Source organism: Synechococcus sp. CCAP 1479/9, from assembly GCF_019038535.1.
Lineage (GTDB): Bacteria > Cyanobacteriota > Cyanobacteriia > PCC-6307 > Cyanobiaceae > Cyanobium.
Genome location: NZ_JAFKRK010000008.1, coordinates 139,666 through 164,511, shown reverse-complemented (window position 1 = coordinate 164,511; position 24,846 = coordinate 139,666). Strand labels below are relative to the sequence as shown.

The 24,846-nt window shown below is 72.0% G+C and carries 28 protein-coding genes; 18 read left to right on the top strand and 10 right to left on the bottom strand.

Annotated features, from left to right (window positions below):
• The first annotated feature begins 133 nt into the window (after positions 1-133).
• Both KUG38_RS03750 and KUG38_RS03745 read left to right on the top strand, forming a co-directional pair.
• Entirely contained in the window at positions 134-1,675 is a 1,542-nt protein-coding gene (locus tag KUG38_RS03750; RefSeq protein ID WP_216919282.1) for an NAD(P)H-quinone oxidoreductase subunit N, read from the top strand.
• Between the two features lie 31 nt (positions 1,676-1,706).
• Positions 1,707-2,390 carry an ABC transporter ATP-binding protein gene (locus KUG38_RS03745; protein ID WP_094587460.1) on the top strand — a complete coding sequence of 228 codons (684 nt, stop codon included), beginning with the start codon at positions 1,707-1,709 and terminating at the stop codon, positions 2,388-2,390.
• A gap of 7 nt (positions 2,391-2,397) precedes the next feature.
• Here the strand turns inward: KUG38_RS03745 and KUG38_RS03740 are convergent, their stop codons facing one another.
• The 6 genes from KUG38_RS03740 to KUG38_RS03715 all read right to left on the bottom strand — a co-directional run bounded on the left by KUG38_RS03740 (position 2,398) and on the right by KUG38_RS03715 (position 8,059).
• Positions 2,398-3,663 carry a M23 family metallopeptidase gene (locus KUG38_RS03740; protein WP_216919129.1) on the bottom strand — a complete coding sequence of 422 codons (1,266 nt, stop codon included), beginning with the start codon at positions 3,661-3,663 and terminating at the stop codon, positions 2,398-2,400.
• A 78-nt stretch (positions 3,664-3,741) separates the two neighbouring features.
• A complete protein-coding gene (locus KUG38_RS03735; protein WP_216919127.1) occupies positions 3,742-4,542 on the bottom strand; it encodes a biotin--[acetyl-CoA-carboxylase] ligase in 801 nt (266 codons plus the stop codon).
• Complete coding sequence (locus KUG38_RS03730; protein WP_216919126.1) at positions 4,539-5,750, bottom strand: aminotransferase class I/II-fold pyridoxal phosphate-dependent enzyme; 1,212 nt, start codon at positions 5,748-5,750, stop codon at positions 4,539-4,541. Before KUG38_RS03730 ends, KUG38_RS03735 begins: the two co-directional genes overlap by 4 nt.
• Positions 5,737-6,087, bottom strand: coding sequence for a thioredoxin family protein (locus KUG38_RS03725; protein ID WP_094587306.1), 351 nt, complete (start codon positions 6,085-6,087; stop codon positions 5,737-5,739). The genes KUG38_RS03730 and KUG38_RS03725 overlap by 14 nt, the downstream gene beginning before the upstream one ends.
• A 35-nt stretch (positions 6,088-6,122) precedes the next feature.
• Complete coding sequence (locus KUG38_RS03720) at positions 6,123-6,896, bottom strand: PspA/IM30 family protein (RefSeq protein ID WP_094587305.1); 774 nt, start codon at positions 6,894-6,896, stop codon at positions 6,123-6,125.
• 101 nt (positions 6,897-6,997) lie between these two features.
• Positions 6,998-8,059: a lipase family protein gene (locus KUG38_RS03715; protein ID WP_216919124.1), complete on the bottom strand. Its 1,062-nt coding sequence runs from the start codon at positions 8,057-8,059 to the stop codon at positions 6,998-7,000.
• A 114-nt stretch (positions 8,060-8,173) separates the two neighbouring features.
• Here KUG38_RS03715 and KUG38_RS03710 point away from each other — a divergent pair, with 114 nt between their 5' ends.
• Complete coding sequence (locus KUG38_RS03710; RefSeq protein ID WP_286195592.1) at positions 8,174-8,749, top strand: DciA family protein; 576 nt, start codon at positions 8,174-8,176, stop codon at positions 8,747-8,749.
• A 48-nt stretch (positions 8,750-8,797) separates the two neighbouring features.
• On the opposite strand, the gene KUG38_RS03705 is transcribed toward KUG38_RS03710, so the two are convergent.
• Positions 8,798-9,334, bottom strand: coding sequence for a WbuC family cupin fold metalloprotein (locus KUG38_RS03705; RefSeq protein WP_216919122.1), 537 nt, complete (start codon positions 9,332-9,334; stop codon positions 8,798-8,800).
• A 51-nt stretch (positions 9,335-9,385) separates the two neighbouring features.
• On the opposite strand from KUG38_RS03705, the gene KUG38_RS03700 reads away from it, so the two are divergent.
• Complete coding sequence (locus KUG38_RS03700; RefSeq protein ID WP_216919120.1) at positions 9,386-10,561, top strand: hypothetical protein; 1,176 nt, start codon at positions 9,386-9,388, stop codon at positions 10,559-10,561.
• A 5-nt stretch (positions 10,562-10,566) separates the two neighbouring features.
• Here KUG38_RS03700 and KUG38_RS03695 read toward each other — a convergent pair whose 3' ends face one another.
• On the bottom strand, positions 10,567-10,947 hold the full coding sequence (locus tag KUG38_RS03695; protein WP_216919118.1) for a hypothetical protein: 381 nt from the start codon (positions 10,945-10,947) through the stop codon (positions 10,567-10,569).
• A 112-nt stretch (positions 10,948-11,059) separates the two neighbouring features.
• Here KUG38_RS03695 and KUG38_RS03690 point away from each other — a divergent pair, with 112 nt between their 5' ends.
• From KUG38_RS03690 to KUG38_RS03680, 3 genes are read left to right on the top strand one after another with little or no spacing between them, the layout of a single operon-like run.
• The gene (locus KUG38_RS03690) at positions 11,060-12,055 is read left to right on the top strand and encodes an SDR family NAD(P)-dependent oxidoreductase (protein ID WP_216919116.1); all 996 of its coding nucleotides are present in this window, start codon (positions 11,060-11,062) and stop codon (positions 12,053-12,055) included.
• Positions 12,056-12,060: 5 nt separating this feature from the next.
• Positions 12,061-12,684 (top strand): alpha/beta fold hydrolase, encoded by a 624-nt coding sequence (locus KUG38_RS03685; RefSeq protein WP_353617711.1) that lies wholly within the window; start codon positions 12,061-12,063, stop codon positions 12,682-12,684.
• A complete protein-coding gene (locus KUG38_RS03680; RefSeq protein ID WP_216919112.1) occupies positions 12,681-13,061 on the top strand; it encodes a cupin domain-containing protein in 381 nt (126 codons plus the stop codon). Before KUG38_RS03685 ends, KUG38_RS03680 begins: the two co-directional genes overlap by 4 nt.
• An 8-nt stretch (positions 13,062-13,069) precedes the next feature.
• Here KUG38_RS03680 and KUG38_RS03675 read toward each other — a convergent pair whose 3' ends face one another.
• Positions 13,070-13,675 carry a pyridoxamine 5'-phosphate oxidase family protein gene (locus KUG38_RS03675; RefSeq protein WP_216919110.1) on the bottom strand — a complete coding sequence of 202 codons (606 nt, stop codon included), beginning with the start codon at positions 13,673-13,675 and terminating at the stop codon, positions 13,070-13,072.
• A gap of 14 nt (positions 13,676-13,689) precedes the next feature.
• A complete protein-coding gene (locus KUG38_RS03670) occupies positions 13,690-14,295 on the bottom strand; it encodes a glutathione S-transferase family protein (protein WP_216919108.1) in 606 nt (201 codons plus the stop codon).
• Between the two features lie 123 nt (positions 14,296-14,418).
• On the opposite strand from KUG38_RS03670, the gene KUG38_RS03665 reads away from it, so the two are divergent.
• From KUG38_RS03665 to KUG38_RS03615, 11 genes are all read left to right on the top strand, one after another.
• Positions 14,419-15,033 (top strand): TetR/AcrR family transcriptional regulator, encoded by a 615-nt coding sequence (locus tag KUG38_RS03665; protein ID WP_216919106.1) that lies wholly within the window; start codon positions 14,419-14,421, stop codon positions 15,031-15,033.
• Entirely contained in the window at positions 15,017-15,502 is a 486-nt protein-coding gene (locus KUG38_RS03660; RefSeq protein ID WP_216919105.1) for a hypothetical protein, read from the top strand. Before KUG38_RS03665 ends, KUG38_RS03660 begins: the two co-directional genes overlap by 17 nt.
• 105 nt (positions 15,503-15,607) lie before the next feature.
• Positions 15,608-17,278: a potassium-transporting ATPase subunit KdpA gene (kdpA, locus tag KUG38_RS03655; protein WP_216919102.1), complete on the top strand. Its 1,671-nt coding sequence runs from the start codon at positions 15,608-15,610 to the stop codon at positions 17,276-17,278.
• A gap of 58 nt (positions 17,279-17,336) precedes the next feature.
• Positions 17,337-19,436 carry a potassium-transporting ATPase subunit KdpB gene (gene kdpB / locus KUG38_RS03650; RefSeq protein WP_216919099.1) on the top strand — a complete coding sequence of 700 codons (2,100 nt, stop codon included), beginning with the start codon at positions 17,337-17,339 and terminating at the stop codon, positions 19,434-19,436.
• Positions 19,437-19,505: 69 nt separating this feature from the next.
• Positions 19,506-19,694, top strand: coding sequence for a potassium-transporting ATPase subunit F (locus KUG38_RS03645; RefSeq protein WP_216919097.1), 189 nt, complete (start codon positions 19,506-19,508; stop codon positions 19,692-19,694).
• Positions 19,694-20,266 carry a K(+)-transporting ATPase subunit C gene (gene kdpC / locus KUG38_RS03640; protein ID WP_216919095.1) on the top strand — a complete coding sequence of 191 codons (573 nt, stop codon included), beginning with the start codon at positions 19,694-19,696 and terminating at the stop codon, positions 20,264-20,266. The genes KUG38_RS03645 and kdpC overlap by 1 nt, the downstream gene beginning before the upstream one ends.
• Positions 20,263-21,357, top strand: a complete 1,095-nt coding sequence (locus KUG38_RS03635) for a sensor histidine kinase KdpD (protein ID WP_216919093.1) — start codon at positions 20,263-20,265, stop codon at positions 21,355-21,357. The genes kdpC and KUG38_RS03635 overlap by 4 nt, the downstream gene beginning before the upstream one ends.
• The gene (locus KUG38_RS03630) at positions 21,354-22,427 is read left to right on the top strand and encodes a sensor histidine kinase (RefSeq protein WP_216919091.1); all 1,074 of its coding nucleotides are present in this window, start codon (positions 21,354-21,356) and stop codon (positions 22,425-22,427) included. The genes KUG38_RS03635 and KUG38_RS03630 overlap by 4 nt, the downstream gene beginning before the upstream one ends.
• On the top strand, positions 22,427-23,053 hold the full coding sequence (locus tag KUG38_RS03625; RefSeq protein WP_216919089.1) for a response regulator transcription factor: 627 nt from the start codon (positions 22,427-22,429) through the stop codon (positions 23,051-23,053). Before KUG38_RS03630 ends, KUG38_RS03625 begins: the two co-directional genes overlap by 1 nt.
• A 99-nt stretch (positions 23,054-23,152) precedes the next feature.
• Positions 23,153-23,926, top strand: a complete 774-nt coding sequence (locus tag KUG38_RS03620; RefSeq protein WP_216919087.1) for a DUF7544 domain-containing protein — start codon at positions 23,153-23,155, stop codon at positions 23,924-23,926.
• Positions 23,927-24,099: 173 nt separating this feature from the next.
• Positions 24,100-24,828 carry a class I SAM-dependent methyltransferase gene (locus KUG38_RS03615; protein WP_216919085.1) on the top strand — a complete coding sequence of 243 codons (729 nt, stop codon included), beginning with the start codon at positions 24,100-24,102 and terminating at the stop codon, positions 24,826-24,828.
• Positions 24,829-24,846 lie beyond the last annotated feature (18 nt).

Genomic DNA, 24,846 nt, shown 5'->3' with positions numbered 1-24,846 from the left:
AGACCGCCCCTCCAGATGGCGGCTACAGTCCGCCACATCGCGTGCCTACCCGAACCCTGTGGCCGACCTGTTTCTGGCAGCAGCGAGCTCCGTCATCCCTGCCGCCACCACCGCCGCTTCCGCCGCCGAGGCCATCGTCTCGGGTCTGGGGACCAGCGCCCTGGCCCTGCAGCTGAACGCCGGGGCGATCGCTCCGGAGGTGGCCGTGCTGCTCACCCTGGTGGTCTGTCTCGTCGTCGACCTGGCCGGCGAGAAGGCCGCCAGCCGCTGGGTGCCGCCCATCTGTTACGGCGGCCTGGGCGCCTCCCTGGCGCTGCTGGCCCTGCAGTGGAACAGCCCCCTGGAGCCCTCCTTCCTGGGCTCCTTCCTGGCCGACAACCTGGCCATCGCCTTCCGGGCGGTGGTGGCCGCCTCCACCCTGATCTCCCTGCTGCTGAGCTGGCGCTATGTGGAGCGCAGCGGCACACCGATGGGGGAATACGCCGCCATCCTTCTGGCCGCGACTCTGGGGGCCATGTTCCTGTGCGGCTCCACCGACCTGGTCAGCATCTTCATCTCCCTGGAGACCCTCTCGGTTGCCAGTTACCTGCTGGCGGGGTACATGAAGCGGGATGCCCGCAGTTCCGAGGCGGCCCTGAAGTATCTGTTGGTGGGATCGGCAGCCGCCGCCGTGTTCCTCTACGGCGCCTCGCTCCTCTACGGCCTCAGCGGTGGTGCCACCAGCCTGGCCACCATCGGCCTGGCCCTGCAGACGAGCGCCTCGCCGATCACCGCCCTGGCCCTGGTGTTCGTGCTGGCCACCGTGGCCTTCAAGATCGCCGCCGTGCCCTTCCACCAATGGACCCCCGACGTCTATGAGGGTTCCCCCACCCCCGTCGTCGCCTTCCTTTCGGTGGGTTCGAAGGCGGCCGGCTTCGCCCTGGCGGTGCGGCTGCTGGTGGGCTGCTTCGAGAGCTTCGATGCCCAGTGGAAGTTCCTGTTCACCGTGCTGGCGGTGCTGAGCATGGTGCTGGGCAACGTGGTCGCCCTGGCCCAGACCTCGATGAAGCGGATGCTGGCCTACAGCTCCATCGGCCAGGCCGGCTTCGTGATGATCGGCCTGGTGTGCGGCACCGAGGACGGCTTCTCGGCGATGGTGCTTTACATGGCGGCCTATCTGTTCATGAACCTGGGCGCCTTCGCCTGCATCATCCTCTTCTCGCTGCGCACCGGCAGCGACCGCATCGCCGACTACGCCGGCCTCTATCAGAAGGATCCCCTGATCACCCTGGGCCTGAGTCTGTGCCTGCTCTCCCTCGGCGGCATCCCGCCGATGCTCGGCTTCTTCGGCAAGATCTACCTCTTTTTCGCCGGCTGGGCCGACCACCAGTACCTGCTCGTCGTGGTGGGTCTGGTCACCTCGGTGGTGTCGATCTACTACTACATCTCGGTGATCAAGATGATGGTGGTCAAAGAACCCCAGGAGGCCTCCGATGTGGTCAAGGCCTACCCCGCCATCACCTGGAACCTGGCCGGAATGCAGCCCCTGCGGGCCGCGCTGGTGGGCTGTGTGGTGATCACCGCCGTGGGCGGGGTGCTCTCCAGCCCCCTGTTCGACTGGGCCAGCTCCACCGTGGCCGGCACCCCGATCCTGCAGCAGGCCATCGCCGCCGCCGCCATCGCCCCGCTGGGCTGAGTCGGGGGCAGATTTCCCTAGCCTGACGGCCATGGAGTCCCTCCCCCCACCGGTGGCCGAACTGGTCCACGTGTCGAAGGTCTACGGCAGCGGCGACACCGAGGTGCGCGCCCTCGACGACCTGTCCCTGACGGTCCAGCAGGGCGACTACCTGGCGGTGATGGGGGCCAGCGGCTCCGGCAAGAGCACGGCGATGAACATCCTCGGCTGCCTGGACCGGCCCAGCTCCGGCAGCTACCGGCTCAACGGCACCGATGTGGACAGCCTCGACGACGACGAGCTGGCCGACCTGCGCAACCAGCAGCTGGGCTTCGTGTTCCAGCAGTTCCACCTGCTGCCCCAGCTCAGCGCGATCGACAACGTGATGCTGCCGATGATCTATGCCCGTGTCCCGAAGGAGGAGCGGCGGCGACGGGCCCTGGCGGCCCTCGATCGGGTGGGCCTCTCCCACCGGCTGGAGAACAAGCCCAACCAGCTCTCCGGGGGCCAGCAGCAGCGGGTGGCCCTGGCCCGGGCGATCATCAACGATCCGGCCATGCTGCTGGCCGACGAACCCACCGGCGCCCTCGACTCCCACACCACCGAGGAGGTGCTGAGCCTGTTCGGCGATCTCAATGCCCAGGGGATCACGATCCTGCTGGTGACCCATGAAACCGAAGTGGGTGCCAGGGCCGACCGGGTGGTGCACTTCCGCGACGGCCGCATCAGCGCCTGAGGCGCCGTCAGCCCGGCGTCGGGCGGGCGGCGGGGGGCACGTTCAGCTTCTCCCCGGGCAGGGGCAGGGGGGAGCGGGGACGCTCGAGGGTGGCGATCAGCTGACCCATCAGCAGGGCCACCGCGTCGGTGGGGCCGCTGCCGTCCGCGCCGCCCAGGCCGGCGAACAGGCCGCCGCCCGGATCGAGATCGCCGGGATCGGTGGCCACCCAGCCGCCGTCCTGGGGCAGGCGCAGCTCGAAATGCAGGTGGGGCCCGGTGCTCAGGCCCGTGCTGCCGACCCGGCCGATCACTTCACCCTGGCGCACCATCTCCCCGTCCTTGACGTAGAGCTCGGAGAGGTGGCCGTAGAGGGTGCGGCGCCGGGGCCGGTCATGCTCCAGCTCCACCGCCAGGCCGTAGCCGCCGGCCAGGCCGCTGCTGACGACGCGTCCGGACAGGGCGGCCACCACCGGCGTGCCCTCGGGCGCCGCCAGATCACGGCCGGCATGCATCAGCCAACTGCCCAGGACCGGGTGCAGGCGGTAGCCGAAGCCGCTGGTGGTGACGGCCGAGCCGATCAGGGGAAAGAGCAGCCGCTGGTTGCCGTTGCCGATGATCGGGGCGGGCCGGGGGGTGACGCGGAAGACGTCGGTGAGCCGGAAGCTGCCGCCGGCGCCCGTGAGCAGGGCGCTGACGGGCACGGTGATCGGCGGCAGGGGGGAGGCGTCGAAGCCGAAGCCGCCGAAACCGGCCCCCCGGCCCCCGGCCACCAGATCCCCCTCGCCCAGTCCGTCGCTGAGGCCGTCCTTGCGGCCGCGGCCGATGATGATCACGCCGGTGCTGCACTCCTGGGCCGAGAGGGCGCCGGCCCTGCAGGCCCGGCTGCGGGTGGCGGCCTCCTGCGGCGACAGCAGGGAGCCGCGCACCCGCACCCGCTCCGCGGGGGTGACGACCCCCTCCCGCACCAGGGCATCGAGGGAGGCGTCGAAGCGGCGGGGCGGCTCTGGCCGGCGGTCCGCCGTTCCAGGCCGCAGGGTGGACGGGGGGGCTTCCCCGGTGACCGGGGGCGGGGGGGCCAGGGGCTGCACCGGCGCCTGGAACTCGGGGCGGGTCACCGGCGCCGCGATCCGCACCGAGGGGCGCTGCACCGGCGTCGGTGCCGGAGCCGGGGTCACCTGGTCCGCCGGCTCGAGGACGGGAACGGCCTGGGCGAGCACCAGCGGCATGGCCAGCCAGGAGGCCGTGGCGCCGGCGCCGAGCGCCGTCAGGACGGTGAGGGGCTGGGGAGCCATGTCAGGAAGGGGCGCCGTGGGGCGTGCAGGGGGACGTCCCGGCGCCGGGATTGCCGATGGACAGTGTACGGGGGGTGATCATCCGGCGCCGAAGCCGCGGTGCAGGACCCGCTCGGCGCTGCCGGCCACCAGGCGCAGCCCGCCGTCGGTCGCCAGCCCGGCGGGCCGCCAGTCGACACCGTCGAGGTGGATCGGGCCATCGGGCAGATGCAGGCGCCGCTCCGCCTGCCGGCACACCTCCTGGGGCCGCCCGGCCCAGGCCATGGCCCACTCCAGGGCCGCCAGCACCTCCCCGCACCAGAGCAGGGGATCGGCGCGGCCGGCTCCTACCAGCTCCGCCAGGGCCACGGCACCGACCGGCGCCCGGTTGGCGACGTTGAGCCCCACCCCCATCCGGGCCCAGCGGCAGGTGCCCCCCCGCAAGCGCAGGCGGGGCAGCAGGCCCGCCAGCTTCCGGGGGCCACCCCCGTCCACGGCGGGCAGCAGCAGGTCGTTGGGCCACTTGAGCCGCACCGGCAGCCCCCGGGCCTCCAGCCGCAGGCAGAGCCCGACCGCCACCGCCAGGCCGGGGGCCGCGGCCGTTGCCGCCGCCGCTGGCCAGGGCAGGGCCGCACTCAGCCAGACCCCCCCGGCCGGGGAACACCAGGGCCGGCCCTGCTGGCCGCGGCCGAAGCGCTGCCGGCGGGCGATCACGGCCCGCGGGGCTGGCAGGGGAGCATCGCCCACCAAGCGCGGATCCTGGGCCAGCCAGCGATCCAGTTCCGTTTCGGTGCTGGCGCACACCGGCAGGCCCCGCAGCTGCCAGGGGGCCAGCTCCAGCGGGGTCTCCCTGGGCGCCAGGGGGCGCCGCCGCCGCAGGGCCCCGATCGCGCCGATCAAAACCGCCGCAGCCAGTCGCCGATGCGGGCCGCACCGGCCTCCAGCTCGTCGGCCGGGTGCACCAGGGCCAGCCGCTGCCAGCCCTCACCACCGGGGCCGAAGCCGTTGCCGGGGGTGAGGCAGACGCCGCTGCCCTCCAGCAGGGCGGCGCAGAAGCGTTCCGAGTCCAGGCCCCGGGCCCGAGCCACCTCGGGGATCTGCAGCCACAGGTAGAGGGCCATCGACGGCAGGCGCACCGGCCAGCCCTGGGCCTCGAGGGCGGCGGCCATGCGGTCGCGGCGCTCGCGGTAGACGCCGCGCAGCTGCTCGGGCCAGTGGGGGGCCTGCTCCAGGGCGGCGATCGCCCCGGCCTGCAGCGCCAGGGACTGGTTGAAATCCACCACCCCCTTGAGCTGGCGCAGGGCGGTGATCAGCTCCTCGGCACCGATGGCGAACGCCAGCCGGTAACCCCCGAGGCACCAGCTCTTGGAGAAGGAGAAGAACTCGATGCCGCAGCGGCGCCAGTCGGGATGGCGCAGCAGGGCGGGGGCCTCCCCCTCCAGGGCCAGATCCACGTAGGGGTTGTCGTGGGCCAGCACCACGTCATGGCGCAGGGCCCGCTCCACCGCCCCATCCAGCCAGGCCTGGGTGCCGGTGGTGGCCGTGGGGTTGTGGGGGAACCCCAGCACCATCAGCGAGAGGTCCTGCCACTGGCTGGGGGAGAGCCGGTCGAAATCGGGCCGCCAGCCGGCGTCGGCATCGAGGGGCAGCAGCACCGGTTCGGCGCTGGCCAGGTGCAGGCCCCCCATGTGGGAGGGGTAGTAGGGGTCGAGCAGCAGGGCCCGATCCCCGGGGTTGAGCACCGCCAGCGGCAGATGGGCCGTGCCCTCCTGGGAGCCCACCAGCAGCAGCACCTCCGTCTCGGGATCCACCGCCACGTCGAAACGACGCCGCGCCCAGGCCGCGACCGCCTCCCGGAAGGAGAGGGTGGCGGCATGGAGGCAGTAGGAGGCGCTCTCGGGCCGGTTCAGGCCGGCGGCGATGGCCTCGAGGGCCACGGTCGGCGGCTGCAGGTCGGTGGAGCCCAGGGACAGGTCCAGCAGCGGCGGCAGGGGAGAACCCTCCGGGCCTTGGCCGGCGGCGGCCCGGGCGCTGTAGGCGGCCTTGCGCTGGTCGTTGCGGGCGAAGACGCCGTTGCCGAGCCGCGACAGGCGCTCAGAGATGGGCATCCAGGAAAGCCTTCAGCTGGGACTGGGCCATGGCACCTTCATGGCGGGCCAGTTCCTGGCCGCCGCGGAACAGGACCAGGGTGGGCAGACCCTGCACCTTGAGGCTGTCGCGGCTGATGGGGTTGGGGTCGGCCTCCAGCTTGCCGACGGTCAGGGCTCCGCCGGGGGCCTCGGCATAGGCCGTGGCGGCCCAGGTCATCAGGGGGGCCATCAGCCGGCAGGGGCCGCACCAGGGCGCCCAGACGTCAACGAGGACCGGGCCCGGGACCTCCAGGACCGAGGCCTGGAAGTTGGCATCGGTGAGGTCAAGGACGGGGGAGTCGACGTCGGCGGGCACGGCGTTAGGGGTAGCGGTGGCCCGATTGTATGAATTCAGAGCTTGTCGATGGACTGGCGCAGTTCCTCGAGCTCGGCGTTCACCTCGGCCACCTTCACCGGCTCCAGCTGGGGAGCAGGGCCTCCCTCCATGGGAAGGGAGATGGGGGTCTTGCCGCCTTCGAGGCGGGTCTTGAGGGCCGCCAGCTCGTCGTCGACGTCGCTGCCCTCGAGGGCGGCGAACTGGCTTTCCAGGTCGGCACCGGCCAGCTCGGCGGCGGCCTGGCTGCGGGCCTCCATGTTGAGCACCTTCTCCTCCATCTGGTCGAAGGCGGCCATCGAACTGTTGGTGTTCAGGCTGCCGACGGCGTTCTGGAGCTGCTCCTGGGCCTGGGCCGCCTGGGCGCGGGCCTTGAGCATGTCCTTCTTGGTCTTGGCCTCGGCGATCTTGCCTTCCAGGGCGGTGAGGCTGCGCTTGAGGGTGTCGACCTGGCCGGCCTGGCCGCTGAGCTGGGCGTTGAGGGCGGTGGCGGTGTCCTGGTAGGTCTTGCGGCGGGAGAGGGACTCCCGGGCTAGATCCTCCTCCCCCTTCTTCAGGGCCAGTTCGGCGCGCTCGTACCAGGTGCGGGCCTGGGCCTCGGCCTGCTCGGCCTGGTTCTGCAGCCGCTTCTGGCTGGCGATGGCGGTGGCCACGGCCTGGCGCAGCTTGACCAGGTCGGCCTGCATGTCGGCGACGGACTGGTCGAGGATCTTGGCCGGATCCTCCGCCTTGCTCACCAGATCGTTGAGGTTGGCGCGCAGAAGACGGCTCAGCCGATCGAAGAAACCCATGGAGGCGGGGCCAGTGCAGAAATCGAGAGTAGCCAGAACCTGCCGCCCGGTCTTGCCCGCCCCTCAGCGGATTGCCGCACCCACACCCGACGGAGCGGCGCTCAGGTGTTGCGACGCCGGGCATGGGCCTGCAGCTTGAGGGCGTAGTCCCCCATGGAATGGTCGGCGACCACCGCCTTGCCCCGGGTGAGGAGGAACCGACGCACCACGACGCAGAAGCGCCAGAACGCCTCCGGGCTCATCACCACCTTCAGGTCCCGGAAGGGGACCTGCTGCTCATCCGGGATGTTGTCGGCATCGGAGAGGAACACGACGCTGCCGGCATGGGTGTAGCCGAAGAAGTTGCGCCGCAGGAACTCGGCGATCTGGAAGGTGCCGTTGATGGGAATCAGCCGGATCAGACTCAGCAGGATCACCAGGCTGTAGCCGAAGGGGATGCGCGTCACCCCGTCGGCGGCGTTGACGATCCGGTAGATGGGTGTCCGGATCGGGGCGAAGAAATCGTCGTCGCCGGCTCTCGGGCAGCCGAAGGTGTAGGTGGCACCGGTGCTGTCGGAGCCGAGGTAGCGGGTGGCCACCAGGGCCAGGGCACCGCCGAGGGAATGGCCGGTGATGTAGAGGGGGACGCCCGGATGGCGCGCCAGGGCGGCCTCCAGGGGGGCGCGCACCTTGTCGAAGGCGGCCAGGAAACCGGCGTGGGCCCGGCCGCCGCCGGGGGCCGCCACCAGGTGGGCCCGCAGATCGGCGCTGATGTCGTGGATGCTGGTGACCTGGGTGCCCCGGAAGGCCAGCACGAGCATGGCGTCGGGTCCCCGGCCGGAGGGGAGGTTCAGGCGGACCAGGATCGCTTCGCTGCCCTGCACGGCGATGCCTTCGAGCAGTTCGAAGCCGGCCGTCTCCAGCGCCGAGACCACCACCCCGTCCACCGTCTGGCCGTTCTCGATGGCGGCCGCCACCAGGGCCCGCACCACCGCCTCCCCCCGCTGGCTGCGGGCCGATTCGAGGATGCGGAGCACCAGCTCGTCGACCCTGATCTCGGCGGGCAGCTTCTCGTAGACCAGCCGGGCGATCTCCGCCAGCAGCCAGGCGGTGCGGTCGGAATAGGCGGCGCGCAGGACCGGGACCTGGCGGATCAGGGTGGGATCGTCGAAGTAGCCGGCCATGGCGGTGCCCCGGGGATGGAGGTTCTCCGGACCCCAGCCTTGCCCAGCCGCTCGTCCCGTCAAGCCGGGAACCGGTTTCGATCACGGGCCGATGCACGGCCTTAGCGTGGGTCGATGGAGCCCTCCCGGTCCCGCCAGCGCCGCGCCACCGAGCCCAGTGGCTCCCGTCGCCAGCGCGTCGAGGCGGTGCAGACGCGGCAGGTGGGCAACGTCGCCCTGCTGATGCCGCCCGCCCGGCCCCCGGCCAGTGCCCTGGCGAGCTGCCTGGACAACCTCCAGCAGGAGTGGCGTCGCGACGGCCATCTGGCCGCCCTCTGGCGGGACTGGCCGCGGATCGCCGGGCCCCAGCTGGCCCCCCACTGTCGTCCCCTGCAGCTGCAGGGGGGGCTGCTGACGGTGGGCGCTGCGCCGGGGCCCTGGCTGCAGGCCCTTCAGTACAACCGCCACCAGCTGCTGGGATCGCTGCGCGGCGCCGGCTTCAGCGTTCGGGACGTGCGGGTGCAGCAGCACCACCCCGGCGCCCCCACCACGCCCGGCAGCCTCAGCGAGGCGGAGGTGTGGGCCGTCCATCCGAGCCGCTGCGACGTGCACGGCCTGGCCGACTGCCCCGCCTGCGGCCGACCGGCCCCAGCCGGGGAGATGGCCCGCTGGGGCCACTGCAGCTTCTGCCGCCGCGCCGATCTGGCCTGAACCACCCGGCCCGGGCCCCGGCGTGATTCCCGGCGAGGGGCCGGGCGCTCAGGGGAGGTGCGGGTCAGGGTAGGGGTGGTCGTCCCCGGTCCCGAACAGGGCCCGCCAGGCCGCCTCCTGCGCTGCCGCGGCCTCGCTTCCCTCAAGGGGAAATCCGGCCAGGAAGTCCTTGTCGGCGGCGGGCTCGTAGGGCCCCTGCTTGATCTCCATCATCACGGCATCGGCCGAGAGGGCCACCAGGGTGTGGATGATCCCCTCGGCCAGCTCGATGCCGCGCAGGGGGCCGGCGGCGCTGATCCGCTCGTGCTGCAGCACCCGCCCACCGGCATCGAGCAGCAGCAGCCCCACCGCCCCCTGCAGGACGAGGAAGCACTCGAAACCGTCGCCGGGCTGCGCGCGCCGGTGGCGGTGGGGCCGCACGTAGGTGCCTGGCTGCAGCACGTTCAGGAAGCGCTGCACCCGGTCGGTGGGGGCGTGGAAATTGTGGTTGCGGCGCCGGCGAGGGGAGTCGGCGGCGGCGGCGGCCACCGCATCGAAGAGGTCCTGGTCGATGCGCTGGAGCGGGGACGGGGCAGCGGAGTCCATCAGAGGGTCGGCGGCCCATAGATTGTGGGTCCCTCCAACGGCATGGACGTCATGGGTGCTGGTCCGCGGGTGTCCTGGCAGGCGGCCGCACCGCTCGTTGTTCTGCTCGGCACCGGCCAGGCCCTGCCGGCCCTGGCGGCGGCGGCCAAACCGGGCGCCAGGCCGGCGACGCCGATCGCCACCTACACGATCGAGGCCACCACCACGACGGGGATGGGGGCGATGGGCGGCGCCAGCATGCTGCAGATGATGATGGGGGGCCGGCCGGCGGCGGGTGCCACCAGCCGCCAGCTGGAGCTGCGGCTGCAGTCCCCGCAGACCGCCTCCAACCCCACGGCCGAGCACCGCATCCCGGCGGCCATGGCGATGGGAACGGCCCTGCCGCTGAAAAGCGGCGCCGATAGCCCTGGGGAGCGGGGCCGGGAGTGGAAGGAGGAGGACCTCCCCGAGGCGAAGGGCCGGCTGCTGATCTTCCGCGGCTGCGCCGAGAGCGCCGGCGCCGGCCAGCCCGAGATCATCACCCTGCAGGGACTGACCAAGGACCAGCGACGCCAGGCGCTCTCGGGCCTGAAGCGGCTGGCGACCGCCACCGGGCCCGCGGGCACCTCGGGCCATTGGCCATCCGGCGAAGAGGCGCCGGTGGTGCCGCCGCAGGCCTCCCTGGTGGGGAACCATGTGGTGGCCGGCAACTACGCCCCGGAGATCCGCTTCCAGGTGGGCAGCGGCCACGACTTCCTGGCGCCGGTGAAGCTGACGAGCACCCCGGCGGGTGGCGCCCAGCGACTGAGCTGGCCCGCCGTCCCCACCGCCCTCGGCTACCAGGCGACGGCCACGGGCATGGGCCGCCAGGAGGGCGACATCGTGATGTGGACCTCCAGCGAGCTGCCCATGGCCGACAGCGGCGTACCGGATGCGCTGCGGGCCCCGGAAGCGGCCCGGCTGGTGCAGCGCGGGGTGCTGCTGGCTCCGGAGCGCACCACCTGCGCGGTGAGCGCCCAGGCCATGGCGGCGATGGAGGCGGCGATGGTGACCTTCACCGCCTACGGCGACACGCTGCTGCTCAGCAGCCCCCAGGGCAGCCCCGCCTGGCGGCTCAGCCTGGAGCGGCGCTCCACCGCCACCCGATTGCTGGGGGAGGGCATGGAGCGCCTCGATCCGGGCTCCGGTGAGGGCCAGGAGGCTCCGGCCCCCAAAGGTGGGGGCCTCAATCTGTTCCGGCTGTTCTGATCGCGTCAGCGCCGCTGCTGGCGGAGCTGGATCGCACCGCCGGGACCGACCTCGATCCGCACCTCTTCCCCGTACTGACCGTTGGTGACGTAGCCCTCGGCGGCCCGCAGGCGGGTGCCGTCCGCCAGCTCGCCCTCGATGGCGAAGTGGGCATCGGACGCGATGCGGAAGGAGCGGCTGACCGATTCCCCAGCGGCGATCGGCTCGAAGCGCAGCGTCTCCCAGGGCAGGGACACCTCCAGGGACGTGATCGTGAGGCCGCTCCGGTTGGTGACCGTGAGCGCGTTGCGGGTGTGCTCCCGAAACGCCACGCCCAAGCCGATGGCCGCCGCCAGGCCCGCGGCCGTCGCCAGCGCCAGGAACGAGCGTCGGGGGAGTCGGGCCACAGTCAGCACTCTGGCAGGAGCGGAACGGGCGGCCTGGCGTCGGCGGCCAAGGGCCCGGGATCCGTAGCCTTGGCCCACTCGGCGCCCTTCCGGCACCCGCAGGAGTCCGCCCATGGCTGCAGCGCGCCACATCCTCCTGACCGGCGGCAACTCCGGCATCGGCTTCGAGGCGGCGGTGCTCCTCTGCCGGGCCGGCCACCGGCTCACCTTGCCCTGCCGGGACCGGGCCACCGCCGAGGCGGCCGCACGCCGGGTGCTGGAGCGGGCCGGCACCGGCACGCCCCCCGCCACCGCGGTCTGCGACCTGGCGGATCTGGAGAGCGTGCGGGCCTGTGGCGCCGCCCTGCTGGCCCGGGGGACCCCCATCGACACGCTGGTGCTCAACGCCGGCCTCCAGTACGCCGGCGCCAGCGAACCGCGCCGCACGGCCCAGGGCCATGAGCTCAGCTTCGGGGTGAACCATCTGGGCCATGTCCTGCTGGCCCACCAGCTCTTGCCCCTGCTGGCGGTGGGGCCAGCACCGCGGCTGGTGGTCACCGCCAGCGAGGTGCACGATCCCACCACCGCGGGGGGCAAGGTGGGGGCCCCGGCGGGGCTCGGCGCGCTGGCGGGCCTGGTGCCGGGCCAGGGCACGACGATGGTGGACGGCTCGGCTCCGTTCAGTGCCGACAAGGCCTACAAGGACAGCAAGCTCTGCAACGTGCTGTTCGCCCGGGAGTTCGCCCGGCGCCTGGATGCGCGGGGCACGCCCACCCCGGTGATCGCCTGGAGCCCGGGGCTGGTGATCCCGCCCACCAGCACAGGCGGCTTCTGGCGCTACAGCCGCCAGTCGAACGAGCTGGGCCAGAGGCTGTTCGCCCTGGCGGCCCGCTCGCTGCTGCGCCTCACCGAGAGCGTCGAGAACGCCGGGGCCCTGCTGGCCGCCCTGGCCGTCGATGACGCCTACGCCGCCAGCGGCTTCACCTACCTCCGCAACCGGGTCACGGCTCCGGGCCGGCACCTGTTCGAGGCCACCGCCACCAGCGCCGAAGGCCAGGACGCCGATCTGGCCCGGCGGCTGTGGGTGGCGAGTGCGGCCCTGGTGGGCGTGGAGGCCGATCAGCCTTGAGGGGCGTGCCGGAGCGGCTGCTGTTCCTCCCCGGCGCCTCGGGCGACACGTCCTTCTGGCGTCCCCTGGAGCAGCGGCTGGCCTGCCGAGCCGAACGGCTGCACCTGGGCTGGCCCGGCTTCGGCGACACCCCGCCCCGGCCGGGGGTGGGGGGCTTCGAGGACCTGCTCGCCCTGGTGCTGGAGCCGCTGGATCGCCCCTGCGCCCTGATCGCCCAGTCGATGGGTGGGGTGCTGGCCCTGCGGGCCGCCCTGGCCCGGCCCGGCTGGGTGACGCACCTGGTGCTTTGCGCCACCTCCGGGGGCCTGCCGATGGCGGAACTGGGAGCCGCCGACTGGAGGGGGAGCTTCCGCACCAGCCTGTCCCACCTCCCCGACTGGTTCGCCACGGAAACGACGGACCTCTCCGGGCGCCTGCCGGAGGTCGCCGCACCCACCCTGCTGCTGTGGGGCGATGCCGACCCGTTCAGCCCGGTGGCCGTGGGGGAGCGCCTGGCCCGCCGGCTGCCCCGGGCCCGTCTGCAGGTGATTCCGGGCGGTGATCATGATCTCGGCCTGCATCACGCCGGGCGGCTGGCGCCGCTCATCGATGCCCACCTGGCCGCTGCCGCTCCCGTCGCCCCACCATGAGCAAGACCACCAGCACGTACTGGAATCCGCTGGCGCCGGAGCAGGCCCATCGCTGGCGCTGGCTGGAGGGGCTGGAGGGCCAGGTGCAGGAGCTGGTGCTCAGCGAGGATCCGGCCACCGGGGAGATCACCCGCCTTACCCGCTTCCTGCCCGGGGCCGACACCGCCGCCTTCGGGGGCAAGGCCCACCCCTTCCCCGAGGAGATCTTCATCGTCAGCGGGCGCCTGTTCGATGGGGCCTTCGACCTGTGGCTGGAGAGCGGGCACTACGCCAGCCGGCCGCCGGGGGAGGTGCATGGCCCCTTCCGCACCGATGGGGCGGGCTGCCTGGTGCTGGATGTGTCCTTTCCCCAGCGGGGTGGGGAAGGATCGTCATGAAAGGGTCGTCATGAGGGGTGCCGGCGCAGACCCTGGAGCTCATCCTCCAGCGCAGTGATCCGCTCCTGCAACGGCCGCAGCTGGGCTTCCAGCTCCGCGGCTGTGAACCGGGGGGTGATGAACTGGGGGCAGTTCCAGTCGAAGGCCTCCACCCGGATGCGGACGAGGCGCTCCACCTCCCCCGCCGCCTGCGGTGCCAGCTGCTCCGCCAGCTGGGGATCATCAGCGAGCGACACCACCTGCGCTTCCCCGTCGATCTTGAGCCGGCGACGGGCGGGGTAATCCATCAGGAACAGGGCCACCCGCGGATCGCGGCGCAGATGGCCGGCGGTGAGCAGCTGGCGATTGCCGCCGTAATCGGCGAACCCCAGGGTGCGCTCGTCGAGCACCCGCAGGAAGCCCACCGGCCCGCCCCGGTGCTGCAGGTAGGGGGCACCCGCTTCGGTGAGGCTGGCCAGATAGAAGCTGTCGCGGGCGCCGAGGAAGGCGATCTCCCTGGCACTGAGGCGATCGGACGCCGGGGCCGGGGGCACGCCCTGGCTCTGGCCATAGGCCTGGAGCTGGGCCTCCCCCACGGCGGGGGTGAGATGGCGATGCAGGTAGTGCTGGCTCATGGGGACGGCTCCGTTCAGGCCTCCAGGCCCTTCATGGGCACGTAGCCCGGCAGGGCCTGGATCCGCCCGATCCAGGCGCAAACGTTGGGATAGGGGGCCAGATCGATGCCGCCGTCCGGGGCCAGGGCCACGTAGGGGAAGACGGCGATGTCGGCGATGGTGGGGCGCTCCAGCTCCAGCCACTGCCGGTGGGCCAGGTGCCGCTCCAGCTGGTCGAGAAGGAAGGCGGCCTTCTCGGTGGCCCGCTCGATGGGGATCGCCTTGACGCCGAACAGATGGTGCAGCCGAGCACTTTCGGGACCCTGGCGCACTTCACCGGCGGCGGTGGAGAGCCAGCGCACCACCCGGGCCTGGCCGAGGGGATCGGCGGGCAGCCACTGGCCATCCCCCTGGCGGGCCGCCAGGTAGAAGAGGATCGCCTGGGCATCGGCAAGGGTGGAGCCGTCTGCCTCGAGCACGGGCACCTGGCCGAAGGGATTGAGGGCAAGGAAGGCCTCCCCCTTGTGCTCGCCGGCCATCAGGTCGACGCGGACCCCGTCGTAGTCGAGCCCGAGCAGTTCCAGGAGCAGGCGCACCTTGTAGCTGTTGCCGGAGAGTTCGTGGCCGTGGAGCTTGAGCATCGGCGTCAGGGGATAGGGGGGTCAGGGGACACAGGCAGCCTGGGTAGACAGACCGGTCTGCGCATCCAAAAGTAGCAGACCTTTCTGTCTGCTCACTAGATTGGGCGCAATGCAGCGGAAGCCATGCCAGCGAGCGGCGCCACCACCAGGTCCTCCGCCAAGCGGGACGCACTGCTGGACACGGCCGAAGGGCTCTTCGCCCGCCACGGCTACCGGGCCGTGGGCATCGACACGGTGCTGGCCGCGGCCGGGGTGGCCAAGATGACCCTCTACAAGCACTTCCGATCCAAGGAGGAGCTGATCGCCGCCGTGCTGGAGCGCCGGGGCAACGCCATCGCCGCGGGGCTGGCCCAGCGGATCGCCACAGCGCCGGAGGACCCCGGGACGCGGCTGCTGGCGGTGTTCGACTGGCTCGAGCAGGCGGTGCGCTCGCCGCAGTTCCACGGCTGCCTGTTCATCAAGGCCGCCAGCGAATACCCCGCTGCGGAGGATTTGCCCCGGCAGGCGGCCGAGGCCTTCAAGCAGGCCTGCCGCGATCGGCTGGAAGGGCTCTGCCGTGATCTCGCTGTCGCCGACCCCGAGGGCCTGGCCCGCCAGCTGCAGCTGCTGTTCGAAGGCGCCCTGGTGGTGGCCTTCCTGCAGCGGACTCCCCTGGCCGCCGCCGATGCCCGGCGGGCCGCCGAAGCTCTGCTGGCTTCCGCCCCGCCAGCGGGCCAGGCCGATGGGGGCCAGCGCTGACAAGCCGCGGCGGGCGCCCTACAACCGGGGTACCGCCCGGATCGTTGCGCTGATGGCCAGGAACCGCCACCGCTGGCCGGCCCTGCTGGCGGCCGCCCTGCTGCTGCCGGTCACCCCCGCCGCCGCCGCGCCCCTGCCCCGCCGCATCGGCGAGTGCCGCCCGACCTTCATCCGGGAGATCCAATACCGGCTGAGTGCCGCTGACGCCAACGGCGTCCAGATCCCCATCGCCGGTTCCGGCTCCGCCGTCAGCTACACGAACGGGGGCTACCAGGTCTCCTACGACATGGTGCCGGCGATCCACAGCAGCCGGGAAGGGGATTCGGTGGAGCTCTGCCTGACCTTCGTACCCGATTGCAGCGGGGCCCCTCGCGGCGACGGGCGCGGCCGGATGTACAGGGCCCGCAATCTGCGCACCGGCGGCACCTGGACCCTGCCGGACAGCCAGCACAGCTGCGGCGGCGCCTGAGGCGGGCGCTGCCGCAGCTGCGCTGGCCCCCACCCCTGCCTTTCGTCAGTTGCGGCGGCGGCCCCGCCGGCGGGAGGGTGGCCGCGACCGCAGGACAGCCCTCCGATGCTCCCCTGGTTTCTGGCCGCCGTCACCCTGGGGGTGGCGGTGCTGACGGCCTTTCCCCTGGGCCGCCACCTCTGGCAGGTCTTCGATGACCGCCCCCAACCCGCCTGGGACCCCTGGCTGCTGCCGCTGGAGACGGCGCTGCTGCGCTGGATCGGTGACCGGGGCCAGCCGGCGGCCACAGCCTGGGCCTACCTCCAGCCGTTCCTGGTCGCCAACGCCTGTTTCGGCGGCCTGGCCTTCCTGCTGCTGGCCTTCCAGCCCGCCTGGCTGAACCCCCTGGGCTGGCCCGGCCTGCGCTGGGACCTGGCCCTGCACACCACCCTCTCCTTCCTCACCAACACCGACCAGCAGCACTACGTGCCCGAGCAGACCCTGGGCACCTTCGCCCAGCTGGGGGTGATCCAGTTCCTGATGTTCGTGTCGGCGGCCAGCGGCCTGGCGGTGGGCTTCGCGGTGATCCGCGGCCTGTGCGGCCTGCCCCTGGGCAACTTCCATCGCCAGCTGGTCCGCTCCCTCACCCGGGTGCTGATCCCCGGCAGCCTGCTGCTCGCCGTGCTGCTGCTGGTGTGCGGTGTGCCGATGACCCTGGCCGATCCCCTGCGGATCACCACCCTGGAGGGGGGCAGCCAGCTGCTGATCCGCGGCCCGGTGGCCCTGTTCGAGGCGATCAAGCAACTGGGCGAGAACGGCGGCGGCTTCTACGGAGCCAACTCGGCCCACCCCTTCGAGAACCCCAACGGACTCAGCAACCTGCTCAGCTGCTGGGCGATGGTGGCCATCCCGGCCGCCAGCATCGACGCCTTCGGGCGCTTTCTCGGTAACCGGCGCCAGAGCACCCTGTTGCTGCTGCTGGTCACGGCGCTGATCGCCGCTGGTTCCGCCCTGGCGATGGCGGCCGAACAGGGGGGCAACCCGGCCCTGTCGGCCTGGATCAACGGCCCGAACCTGGAGGGCAAGGAGCTGCGCTTCGGGGCCGGACTGACGGCGTTCTGGGCGGTCCTGGCCACCGGCTCGATGACGGGAGCGGTCAACGGCGCCATGGATTCGCTGCTGCCGCTCTCCAACCTGGTGGCCCTGTTCAACCTGTTCCTGCAGGTGCTGTTCGGTGGCCAGGGCACCGGCGTCGCCTACCTGCTGGTTTTCATGGTGCTGGCGGTGTTCCTCACCGGACTGATGGTGGGCCGGACACCTGAATTCCTCGGCCGCAAGGTGGAGAAGGCGGAGGTGGTGTGGAGCAGCCTGATCCTGCTGATCCACCCGGTGTTCGTGCTGCTGCCCGCGGCGTTCACCATGGCCGGAGCCACGGACCTGGCGGGGATCAGCAACCCCGGGCCCCACGGCATCAGCCAGGTGGTCTACGAGTACGCCTCGGCGGCGGCCAACAACGGCAGCGGCATGGAGGGCCTGGGGGACGGCAGCCTCTGGTGGAACCTCAGCGCCAGCGTCAGCCTGGTGGGGGGCCGCTACCTGCCGATCGCCGCCCTGGTGCTGCTGGCCGATGGCTACGCCCGCAAGCCGGCGCTGCCGCCGGGTCCGGGCACCCTCGCCACCGACACCAGCCTGTTCACGGTGGTGCTGGCGGTGGTGCTGTTGATCCTCGGCGCCCTCACCTTCTTCCCCGTGCTCGCCCTCGGGCCGATCGCCGACGGCCTGCTGCTGGCGGCCTGAACCCCCAGGCCCCGCTCCGCCGCGTCCCCGTACCTCCTATCGCCGCACCACGCCCCCGATGACCTCCCTGCCGGCCCGCACCCTCTTTCCCCGAATGCCGCGGGGCCGCCGCGACCAGCGGCGCTACACACCGCGGCCCCGCCAGAAGGGCCTGGTGCGCCGCGCCGCCCTGCAGGCGTTCGTGAAGCTCGATCCCCGCACCGCCGCCGCCAATCCGGTGATGTTCGTGGTCTGGTGCGGCACGGTCGTCTGCCTGCTGGCCACCGTGAGTCCCGCCCTCTTCGGCGACGGGAAGGAGGCCTCCGGCCGGCTGTTCAACGCCCTGGTGAGCCTTACCCTGCTGGCCACCCTGCTGTTCGCCAACTTCGCCGAGGCCCTGGCGGAAGGGCGCGGCAAGGCCCAGGCCGATGCCCTGCGCCGCACCCAGGCCCGCACCCAGGCCCGGCTGCTCGATCCGGCCGGCGGCGAACGGCTGGTGGATTCCTCCAGCCTGCGCAAGGGCGATGTGGTGCTGGTGGCGGCCGGCGACACGATCCCCGCCGACGGTGAGGTGATCGAGGGGGTGGCCTCGGTGGATGAGTCGGCGATCACCGGCGAATCGGCGGCGGTGCTCAAGGAGGCCGGCTCCGACGTGGCCAGCTCGGTGACGGGCGGCACCCGGATCCTCTCCGACCAGCTCACCATCCGCATCAGCGCCGATCCGGGCAAGGGCTTCATCGACCGGATGATCGCCCTGGTGGAGGGGGCCGAACGCACCAAGACCCCCAATGAGATCGCCCTGACGGTGCTGCTGGCGGTGCTCACCCAGGTGTTCCTGATCGCCGTGGCCACCCTGCCGCCCCTGGCCGGCTACCTCAAGGAGCCCACCCCGGTGGTGACCCTGGTGGCGCTGCTGGTGGCCCTGATCCCCACCACCATCGGCGGACTGCTCTCGGCCATCGGCATCGCCGGCATGGACCGGGTGGCCCAGTTCAACGTGATCGCCACCTCAGGGAGGGCCGTGGAGGCCTGCGGCGACATCAACACCCTGGTGCTCGACAAGACGGGCACCATCACCCTCGGCAACCGGCTGGCGGAGGAGTTCCTGCCGGTGGGCGGCCACAAGGAAGCCGAGCTGGCGGAGGTGGCCCTGGCGGCCAGCTGCTTCGACCAGACCCCCGAAGGGCGATCGATCGTGCGGCTGGCGGAACAGCGCGGCGCCGTGCTGCCCTTCGCCGCGGAGCAGGCCACGGGCCTCGATTTCTCGGCGCGCACCCGCATGAGCGGCAGCGACGGCCCCGCCGGGATCGAATTCCGCAAGGGGGCCGTCGACGCCATCAAGGGGTTCGTGCGCTCCCGCGGCGGCACCGTGCCCGACGACCTCGACGGGGCCTACGAGCAGGTGTCGCGGCTCGGCGGCACCCCCCTGGCGGCCTGCCGCGGCAACACCATCCTCGGCGTCATCTACCTCAAGGACATCATCAAGCCGGGCATCCGCGAGCGCTTCGACCAGCTGCGCCGCATGGGCATCCGCACCGTGATGCTCACCGGTGACAACCCGATCACCGCCGGTGTCATCGCCCGCGAGGCCGGTGTCGACGACTTCATCGCCGAGGCCACCCCCGAGGACAAGATCGCCGTGATCGACCGGGAGCAGAAGCTGGGCAAGCTCGTGGCCATGACCGGCGACGGCTCCAACGATGCCCCGGCCCTGGCCCAGGCCAACGTGGGCGTGGCGATGAACTCCGGCACCCAGGCCGCCAAGGAGGCGGCGAACATGGTGGATCTCGACAGCGATCCCACCAAGCTCATCGACATCGTGACGATCGGCAAGCAGCTGCTGATCACCCGCGGTGCCCTGACCACCTTCTCCCTGGCCAACGACGTGGCCAAGTACTTCGCGATCCTGCCGGCCCTGTTCGCCGGGGTGGGCCTCGGCCCCCTCAACCTGATGGGGCTGGCCAGTCCCCAGTCGGCGATCCTCTCGGCGATGGTGTTCAACGCCCTGATCATCCCGGCCCTGGTGCCCCTGGCCCTGAAGGGGGTGGAGTTCCGGCCCCTCAGCGCCGACCAGCTGCTGCAGCGCAACCTGCTGCTCTACGGCCTGGGCGGCGTGATCACCCCGTTCGTGGGCATCAAGGCGATCGATCTGGCGATCGGCGCCCTGGGGCTCCTCTGAGCCCACCGGGCCCGCGCCCCTCCCACCATCCGCTCAGCACCCCCCGTCCACCGCTCCGCCCCCTTCCCGATGGATCTGATCAAGCGACCGCTGTTCTGGCTGCCCCTGCTGCTCGCCGTCGGCACCGTGGTGCTCGCCCCCCTGCAGCGGGGCCGCCTGGACAGCCTGCAGAGCCATGCCCTGGCCCTGCTGATCAGCGTCACCCTGGCCCTCTCGGCCTTTCTATTCACCGCCATGGTCCGCCCGGAGAAATTCTGATGAACGCCCTTTCCCGCCTCGGCCAGGGCCTGCGCCTCACCTTGGTGCTCTGGCTGCTCACCGTCGTGGTGATCACCGTGCCGATGCTGGGTCTGGCCCGCATCGCCGCCCCCCGGCAGGCCGAAGGGAGCCTGGTGCGCGTCGATGGGCGCGTGGTGGGCTCGGCCCTGATCGGGCAGGCCTTCGCGGGCGATCGCTACCTGCGGGGCCGGCCCAGCGCCGTGGCCTACGGCAGCGGCGATCCCCCCAGCTCGGGCCCCAGCAACCTGGCCCCCGGCAACCCCGCCCTGGCCCAGCGGGTCGCGGCGGAGGTCGTCGTCTGGTCCGAACGAGGCGTGGGCAGCGTGGCCGCCGATCTGCTCACCAGCTCCGGGTCGGGCCTCGACCCCGACATCAGCCTGGCGGCGGCCCGGCAGCAGCTGCCGCGGATCGCCGCCGCCCGCCAGCTGCCGCCCGACCGCCTGGAGGCCCTGCTGGAGCGCCACAGCCACCGGCCGCTGCTCGGTCTGGCGCGGCCGCCGCTGGTGAACGTGCTGGCCTTCAACGTCGCCCTGGACGAGCTGGTGCCTTGATCCGCTCCAGCCGCGGCCGGGGCCGCCACAAGGTGTTCATCGGCATGGCCCCGGGCGTTGGCAAGACCTGCCGCATGCTCCAGGAGGGCCGTGAGCTGCTCAAGGAGGGCACCGACGTGGTGATCGGCCTGCTCGAGACCCACGGCCGCCAGGAAACGATCCGCCAGGCCGAAGGGATGGAGCAGGTGCCCCGCAAGCGCCTGCTCTACCAAGGGGTGACCCTGGAGGAACTGGACGTGGCCGCCGTACTGGAGCGCCGCCCCCAGCTGGTGCTGGTCGACGAGCTGGCCCACACCAACATCCCGGGCAGCGAGCGCCGCAAGCGCTGGCAGGACGTGGAGGCCCTGCTGCTCTCCGGTCTGGACGTGTACTCCACCCTCAACATCCAGCACCTGGAGAGCCTCAACGATCTGGTGGCCGAGCTCACCGGAGTGGTGGTGCGCGAGCGGATCCCCAACCGGGTGCTGGAGCAAGCCGACGAGGTGGTGCTGGTGGACGTCACCCCCGAGACCCTCCAGGAGCGGCTGCGGGAGGGCAAGGTCTACGCCCCGGAGAAAGTCCCCCAGGCCCTGGCCAACTTCTTCCAGCGCCGCCACCTGGTGGCCCTGCGGGAGCTGTCGCTGCGGGAGGTGGCCGACCGGGTGGAGGAGGAGGAGCCCACGGCGGCGGGCCTGCGGGAGCGGGTGATGGTGTGCGTGTCGGCCTATCCGAGCGCGACCCGGCTGCTGCGCCGCGCCGCCCGCCTGGCCAGCACCATGGACGCGCCGCTGCTGGCCCTCACCATCCAGGATCCCGGCCGCTTCCTCAGCAAGGAGGAGACCCTGCGGCTCGAAGCCTGCGCCACCCTGTGCGAGGACGTGGGGGGCACCTTCCTGCGCATCGACAGCAGCGACGTGCTGGGCACCATCGCCCGGGTGGCCCGCGAGCGGCGCATCAGCCAGATCGTGCTGGGGCAGACGCTGCGCTCCCGCTGGCAGGTGCTGCTGCGCCGGCCGATCTCGGAACGGCTGCAGCAGCAGCTGCGGGGGCTGAGCATCGATCTGCACCTGATCTCCGACACCACGGCGCCGGGCCCCGCCGAGGAGCCATGAACAACACCAGCCCGGCCGGCGAGACGGGCCGCCTGCGCAGGCTGGCCCGATCCCCGGGGCCGCCCTGGGCACTCACCTGCCTGATCCTGCTGCTGGAGCTGGCCACGCCGCCCCACATCGTCTTCGGCTACCTCTACGTCATCCCGCTGGTGATCGGGGCCCCCCAGCGCGACCGCCGCGACGCCCTCGCCTTCCTGGCGCTCTGCTGCGGGCTGACCCTGGTGAACCTGGTGGCGCCGGAGCCGGATCCCGAGTGGAGGGCGGTGCTGGTGGATCGCCTGCTGGTCTGCCTGGCCCTGACCGTGACCACCTTCCTGTGCCTGCACAACCGCCACCTGCTGCGGCAGCAGGTGGACCTGGAGGTGCGGCTGGCCCAGGCGGACCTGCGCCGGGACATGATCGCCACCCTCGCCCACGACCTCAAGACCCCCGTGCTGGGCACGATCGCCACGGCCCGGATGATGGCCCTGGAGGCCGGACCGGGCTCCGGGAGCCTGCTGGAGCGCGGCACCGGCGCCATCCTCGCCAGCCAGGAGCGGAGCCTGCGGCTGATCGAGGACCTGCTGCGGCTGTTCCGCGCCGACCAGGAGGGCCTCTGGCTGCAACAGGAAAGCTGCGACCTGGGGCGCCTCGCCGCCGAGGCGATCGAGGCCGTGGGTCCGATCGCCCGCGAGCGGGAGGTGACCCTGATCCAGCGCCAACCCACCGGCCCAGGCCGCCTCACCCTGCCGGGGGATCCCGGCGGCCTGCGGCGGCTGCTGGAGAACCTGCTGCTCAATGCCATCAACCACAGCCTTCGGGGCGAGCGCGTCTGGGTCGACCTGCAGCGGCAGCAGGGCCAGGCGGTGGTGACCGTCAGCGACCGGGGCCAGGGCTTCCCCGAAACGAGCCTGCCCCATCTGTTCGAGCGCTTCTACCAGAGCGATCCGGAGCAGCGGGGCAGCGGACTGGGCCTCTACCTCTCCCGCCAGATCACCGAAGCCCATGGGGGCCGCATCCGGGCCAGCAACCTGCCCGCCGGAGGGGCCAGCATCGAGGTGCGCCTGCCGCTTGAGGAACCGCCAGCCTGATGCGGGTGCTGCTGATCGAGGACGACGAGGCGTTCCGGGTGGGGATCGAGGCGTTCCTGCTGCGCCTGCCGGCGGTCGCCGCCGTCCGTTCGGTGAGCGACGGCGAGCAGGGCCTGGAGGCCCTGGCGGCGACTCCGGCGGATGTGGTGGTGCTCGACATCGGCCTGCCCGGGCTGGGGGGCCTGGAGACCTGCCGGCGGATCAGCGCCGGCTTCGACCTGCCCGTGCTGGTTCTCACCAGCCAGGACGACAGTCGCTGGGTGCAGCGGCTGTGGGACGCCGGCGCCAGCGGCTATCTCCACAAGGCGGAGGCCTTCGCGCACCTGGAAACGGCCCTGACCAGCGTCGAACAGGGGGCCAGCTGGTGGGACCGCTCCGCCACCCGGGCCCTGCGCACCCGGGACACCCCTGCCGCCGCCGGCCCACCGGAGGCCCCCCTGGCGCTGCTGACACCACGGGAGCGGGAGGTGCTGGCGGCCATGGCCGGTGGTCTGACCAACCGCCAGATCGCCTCCAGCCTCGGCCTGGGCACCGGGACGGTACGGGTGTATCTGCACACCATCTTTCAGAAACTGCAGGTGAGCAACCGCACCCAGGCGGCGCTGAAGTTCCTGGATCCGGGTTGATCGCCGATCCACCGCGGTGGCGCCGGATGCAACGCTTCGCACCGATGGGGTGGCCGCCCGTCGGACGCTGCCTAATCTCCCGGCAACTCCCCCCGAGCCATGGCCGAGTCTCTGATGCAGGATCCCAGCGGCGGATCCTCCCTGAAGGTGATCGAGGCCGTGAAGCAGGGCTGGCAGGCCTTCACCCGGGCCCCCTTGGTGTTCATCGGCTTCACCCTGCTGGCGGGTGTGCTGAGCAGCGTCTGCTCCCTGATCCAGGGCGAGGTGAAGCCGGACGAAGCCGCCGTGGTGACGACGGTGCAGGTGGTCCGGCTGGTGGTGGGCTCGATCCTGAGCGTGCTGGTGAGCCTCTGGAGCACCACGGGCCTGGTCCGTGGCGCCTGGAGCGCCCTCTCCGGCGGAAAGCCGACCATGGGCACCTTCACCCGCTGGGATGGGCCGGCCAGCTGGCGCCTGTTCCGCAACGGCCTGGCGCTGGGGATCCTGATGATCGCGATCCTGATGGTGGGGGCCCTGGTGGGGGTCGCCGCCGCCCAGCTCAACCAGATCCTGGCCGTGCTTCCGTTCCTGGCGGCCTTCACGCTGCTGATCTACCTGGCGGTGAACCAGAAGTTCATGGCCCAGATCGCCCTGCTGGAGGGCCGCGGACCGATCGACGCCATCACCCGGGGCCGCACCCTGCTCGATCCCCAGTGGGGTTCGGTGCTGCTGCTGGCCCTGGTGGAATTCGCCATCGTGCTGGTGGGCCTGCTGGCCTGCTTCGTGGGGCTGCTGGTGGCGGTGCCGGTGGTTCTGTGCACCAGCACGGCCGCCTATCGCCAGGTGTTCGGCAGCGAGGATCTCACCGGCCTGCTGGCGGAGCCGGCGGCCTGAGCCGCGCGACTACAGGATGGCGACGACAGGCCGGATCAGGGCTGACTACGCTTCTCATCGACCCGGAGGATGCCGTCGGCAGGCTCCCATGGCTCACCGACCCTGGCCGTCGCTTCCGCTGAGCCGCCAGTCACGATCAGCCCACCCATTCCGCGTCGTTTCCGACCGCGCCCATGCTCCTTCCCCTTGACGCCGGCGATGACGCCGCATCCGTGACGGAACCGGCGCTGGCGTTCATGGAGGAGCACATCCAGGCATCCTGGGTCGTCAATGCCGCCACCTGGACCCGGGCCGTGCGCCGCGGCGAGATCCTCAGTCGCGTGAGGGTGACCAACGGGGCGATCCTGGAGGCGATCAACGACTGCGCGCCCGCCACCCTGCTGGATCTGGGTTGCGGCGAGGGCTGGCTGACCCACCACTGCGCCCGCCAGGGCATCGCGGTGCTCGGCACCGACGCGGTGGCCGAGCTCACCACCATCGCTGCCGAAGACGCACCGGATGGCGCACGCTTCCGGACACTTTCCCACCAGCAGATCGGCACCGGCAGCCTGAACGAGCGCTTCGACGTGGTGGTGGCCAACTTCTCCCTGCTCGGGGATCGCAGCCTCGACGAGCTGTTCGCGGCCCTGCCGGCCCTGCTGGCGCCCGACGGCAGCGTCCTCGTCCAGACGCTGCACCCGATGCTGATCTGCACCGACCATCCCTACGAGGACGGCTGGCGGGAGGGCTCCTGGGCCGGGTTCTCCCCGGCCTTCCGCACGCCGGCGCCCTGGTTCTTCCGGACCCTGGAATCCTGGGTGCGGCTTTTCCAGCGCCATGGCCTGGTGGTCCGGGAGCTGCGCGAACCGCTCGATCCCCTCAGCGGCCAGCCCGCCTCGGTGATCTTCCGCGCCACCCTCTGAACCGAAGCCTGAACCGAC

Excerpts from the sequence above, each read along its gene's own strand:
- KUG38_RS03745 (WP_094587460.1), top strand. The coding sequence starts at position 1,707 with ATGGAGTCCCTCCCCCCACCGGTGGCCGAACTGGTCCACGTGTCGAAG.
- KUG38_RS03740 (WP_216919129.1), bottom strand. The coding sequence starts at position 3,663 with ATGGCTCCCCAGCCCCTCACCGTCCTGACGGCGCTCGGCGCCGGCGCC.
- KUG38_RS03730 (WP_216919126.1), bottom strand. The coding sequence starts at position 5,750 with ATGCCCATCTCTGAGCGCCTGTCGCGGCTCGGCAACGGCGTCTTCGCC.
- KUG38_RS03720 (WP_094587305.1), bottom strand. The coding sequence starts at position 6,896 with ATGGGTTTCTTCGATCGGCTGAGCCGTCTTCTGCGCGCCAACCTCAAC.
- KUG38_RS03715 (WP_216919124.1), bottom strand. The coding sequence starts at position 8,059 with ATGGCCGGCTACTTCGACGATCCCACCCTGATCCGCCAGGTCCCGGTC.
- KUG38_RS03710 (WP_286195592.1), top strand. The coding sequence starts at position 8,174 with ATGGAGCCCTCCCGGTCCCGCCAGCGCCGCGCCACCGAGCCCAGTGGC.
- KUG38_RS03705 (WP_216919122.1), bottom strand. The coding sequence starts at position 9,334 with ATGGACTCCGCTGCCCCGTCCCCGCTCCAGCGCATCGACCAGGACCTC.
- KUG38_RS03700 (WP_216919120.1), top strand. The coding sequence starts at position 9,386 with ATGGGTGCTGGTCCGCGGGTGTCCTGGCAGGCGGCCGCACCGCTCGTT.
- KUG38_RS03690 (WP_216919116.1), top strand. The coding sequence starts at position 11,060 with ATGGCTGCAGCGCGCCACATCCTCCTGACCGGCGGCAACTCCGGCATC.
- KUG38_RS03680 (WP_216919112.1), top strand. The coding sequence starts at position 12,681 with ATGAGCAAGACCACCAGCACGTACTGGAATCCGCTGGCGCCGGAGCAG.
- KUG38_RS03675 (WP_216919110.1), bottom strand. The coding sequence starts at position 13,675 with ATGAGCCAGCACTACCTGCATCGCCATCTCACCCCCGCCGTGGGGGAG.
- KUG38_RS03670 (WP_216919108.1), bottom strand. The coding sequence starts at position 14,295 with ATGCTCAAGCTCCACGGCCACGAACTCTCCGGCAACAGCTACAAGGTG.
- KUG38_RS03665 (WP_216919106.1), top strand. The coding sequence starts at position 14,419 with ATGCCAGCGAGCGGCGCCACCACCAGGTCCTCCGCCAAGCGGGACGCA.
- KUG38_RS03660 (WP_216919105.1), top strand. The coding sequence starts at position 15,017 with ATGGGGGCCAGCGCTGACAAGCCGCGGCGGGCGCCCTACAACCGGGGT.
- kdpA (WP_216919102.1), top strand. The coding sequence starts at position 15,608 with ATGCTCCCCTGGTTTCTGGCCGCCGTCACCCTGGGGGTGGCGGTGCTG.
- kdpB (WP_216919099.1), top strand. The coding sequence starts at position 17,337 with ATGACCTCCCTGCCGGCCCGCACCCTCTTTCCCCGAATGCCGCGGGGC.
- KUG38_RS03645 (WP_216919097.1), top strand. The coding sequence starts at position 19,506 with ATGGATCTGATCAAGCGACCGCTGTTCTGGCTGCCCCTGCTGCTCGCC.
- kdpC (WP_216919095.1), top strand. The coding sequence starts at position 19,694 with ATGAACGCCCTTTCCCGCCTCGGCCAGGGCCTGCGCCTCACCTTGGTG.
- KUG38_RS03630 (WP_216919091.1), top strand. The coding sequence starts at position 21,354 with ATGAACAACACCAGCCCGGCCGGCGAGACGGGCCGCCTGCGCAGGCTG.
- KUG38_RS03625 (WP_216919089.1), top strand. The coding sequence starts at position 22,427 with ATGCGGGTGCTGCTGATCGAGGACGACGAGGCGTTCCGGGTGGGGATC.
- KUG38_RS03620 (WP_216919087.1), top strand. The coding sequence starts at position 23,153 with ATGGCCGAGTCTCTGATGCAGGATCCCAGCGGCGGATCCTCCCTGAAG.
- KUG38_RS03615 (WP_216919085.1), top strand. The coding sequence starts at position 24,100 with ATGCTCCTTCCCCTTGACGCCGGCGATGACGCCGCATCCGTGACGGAA.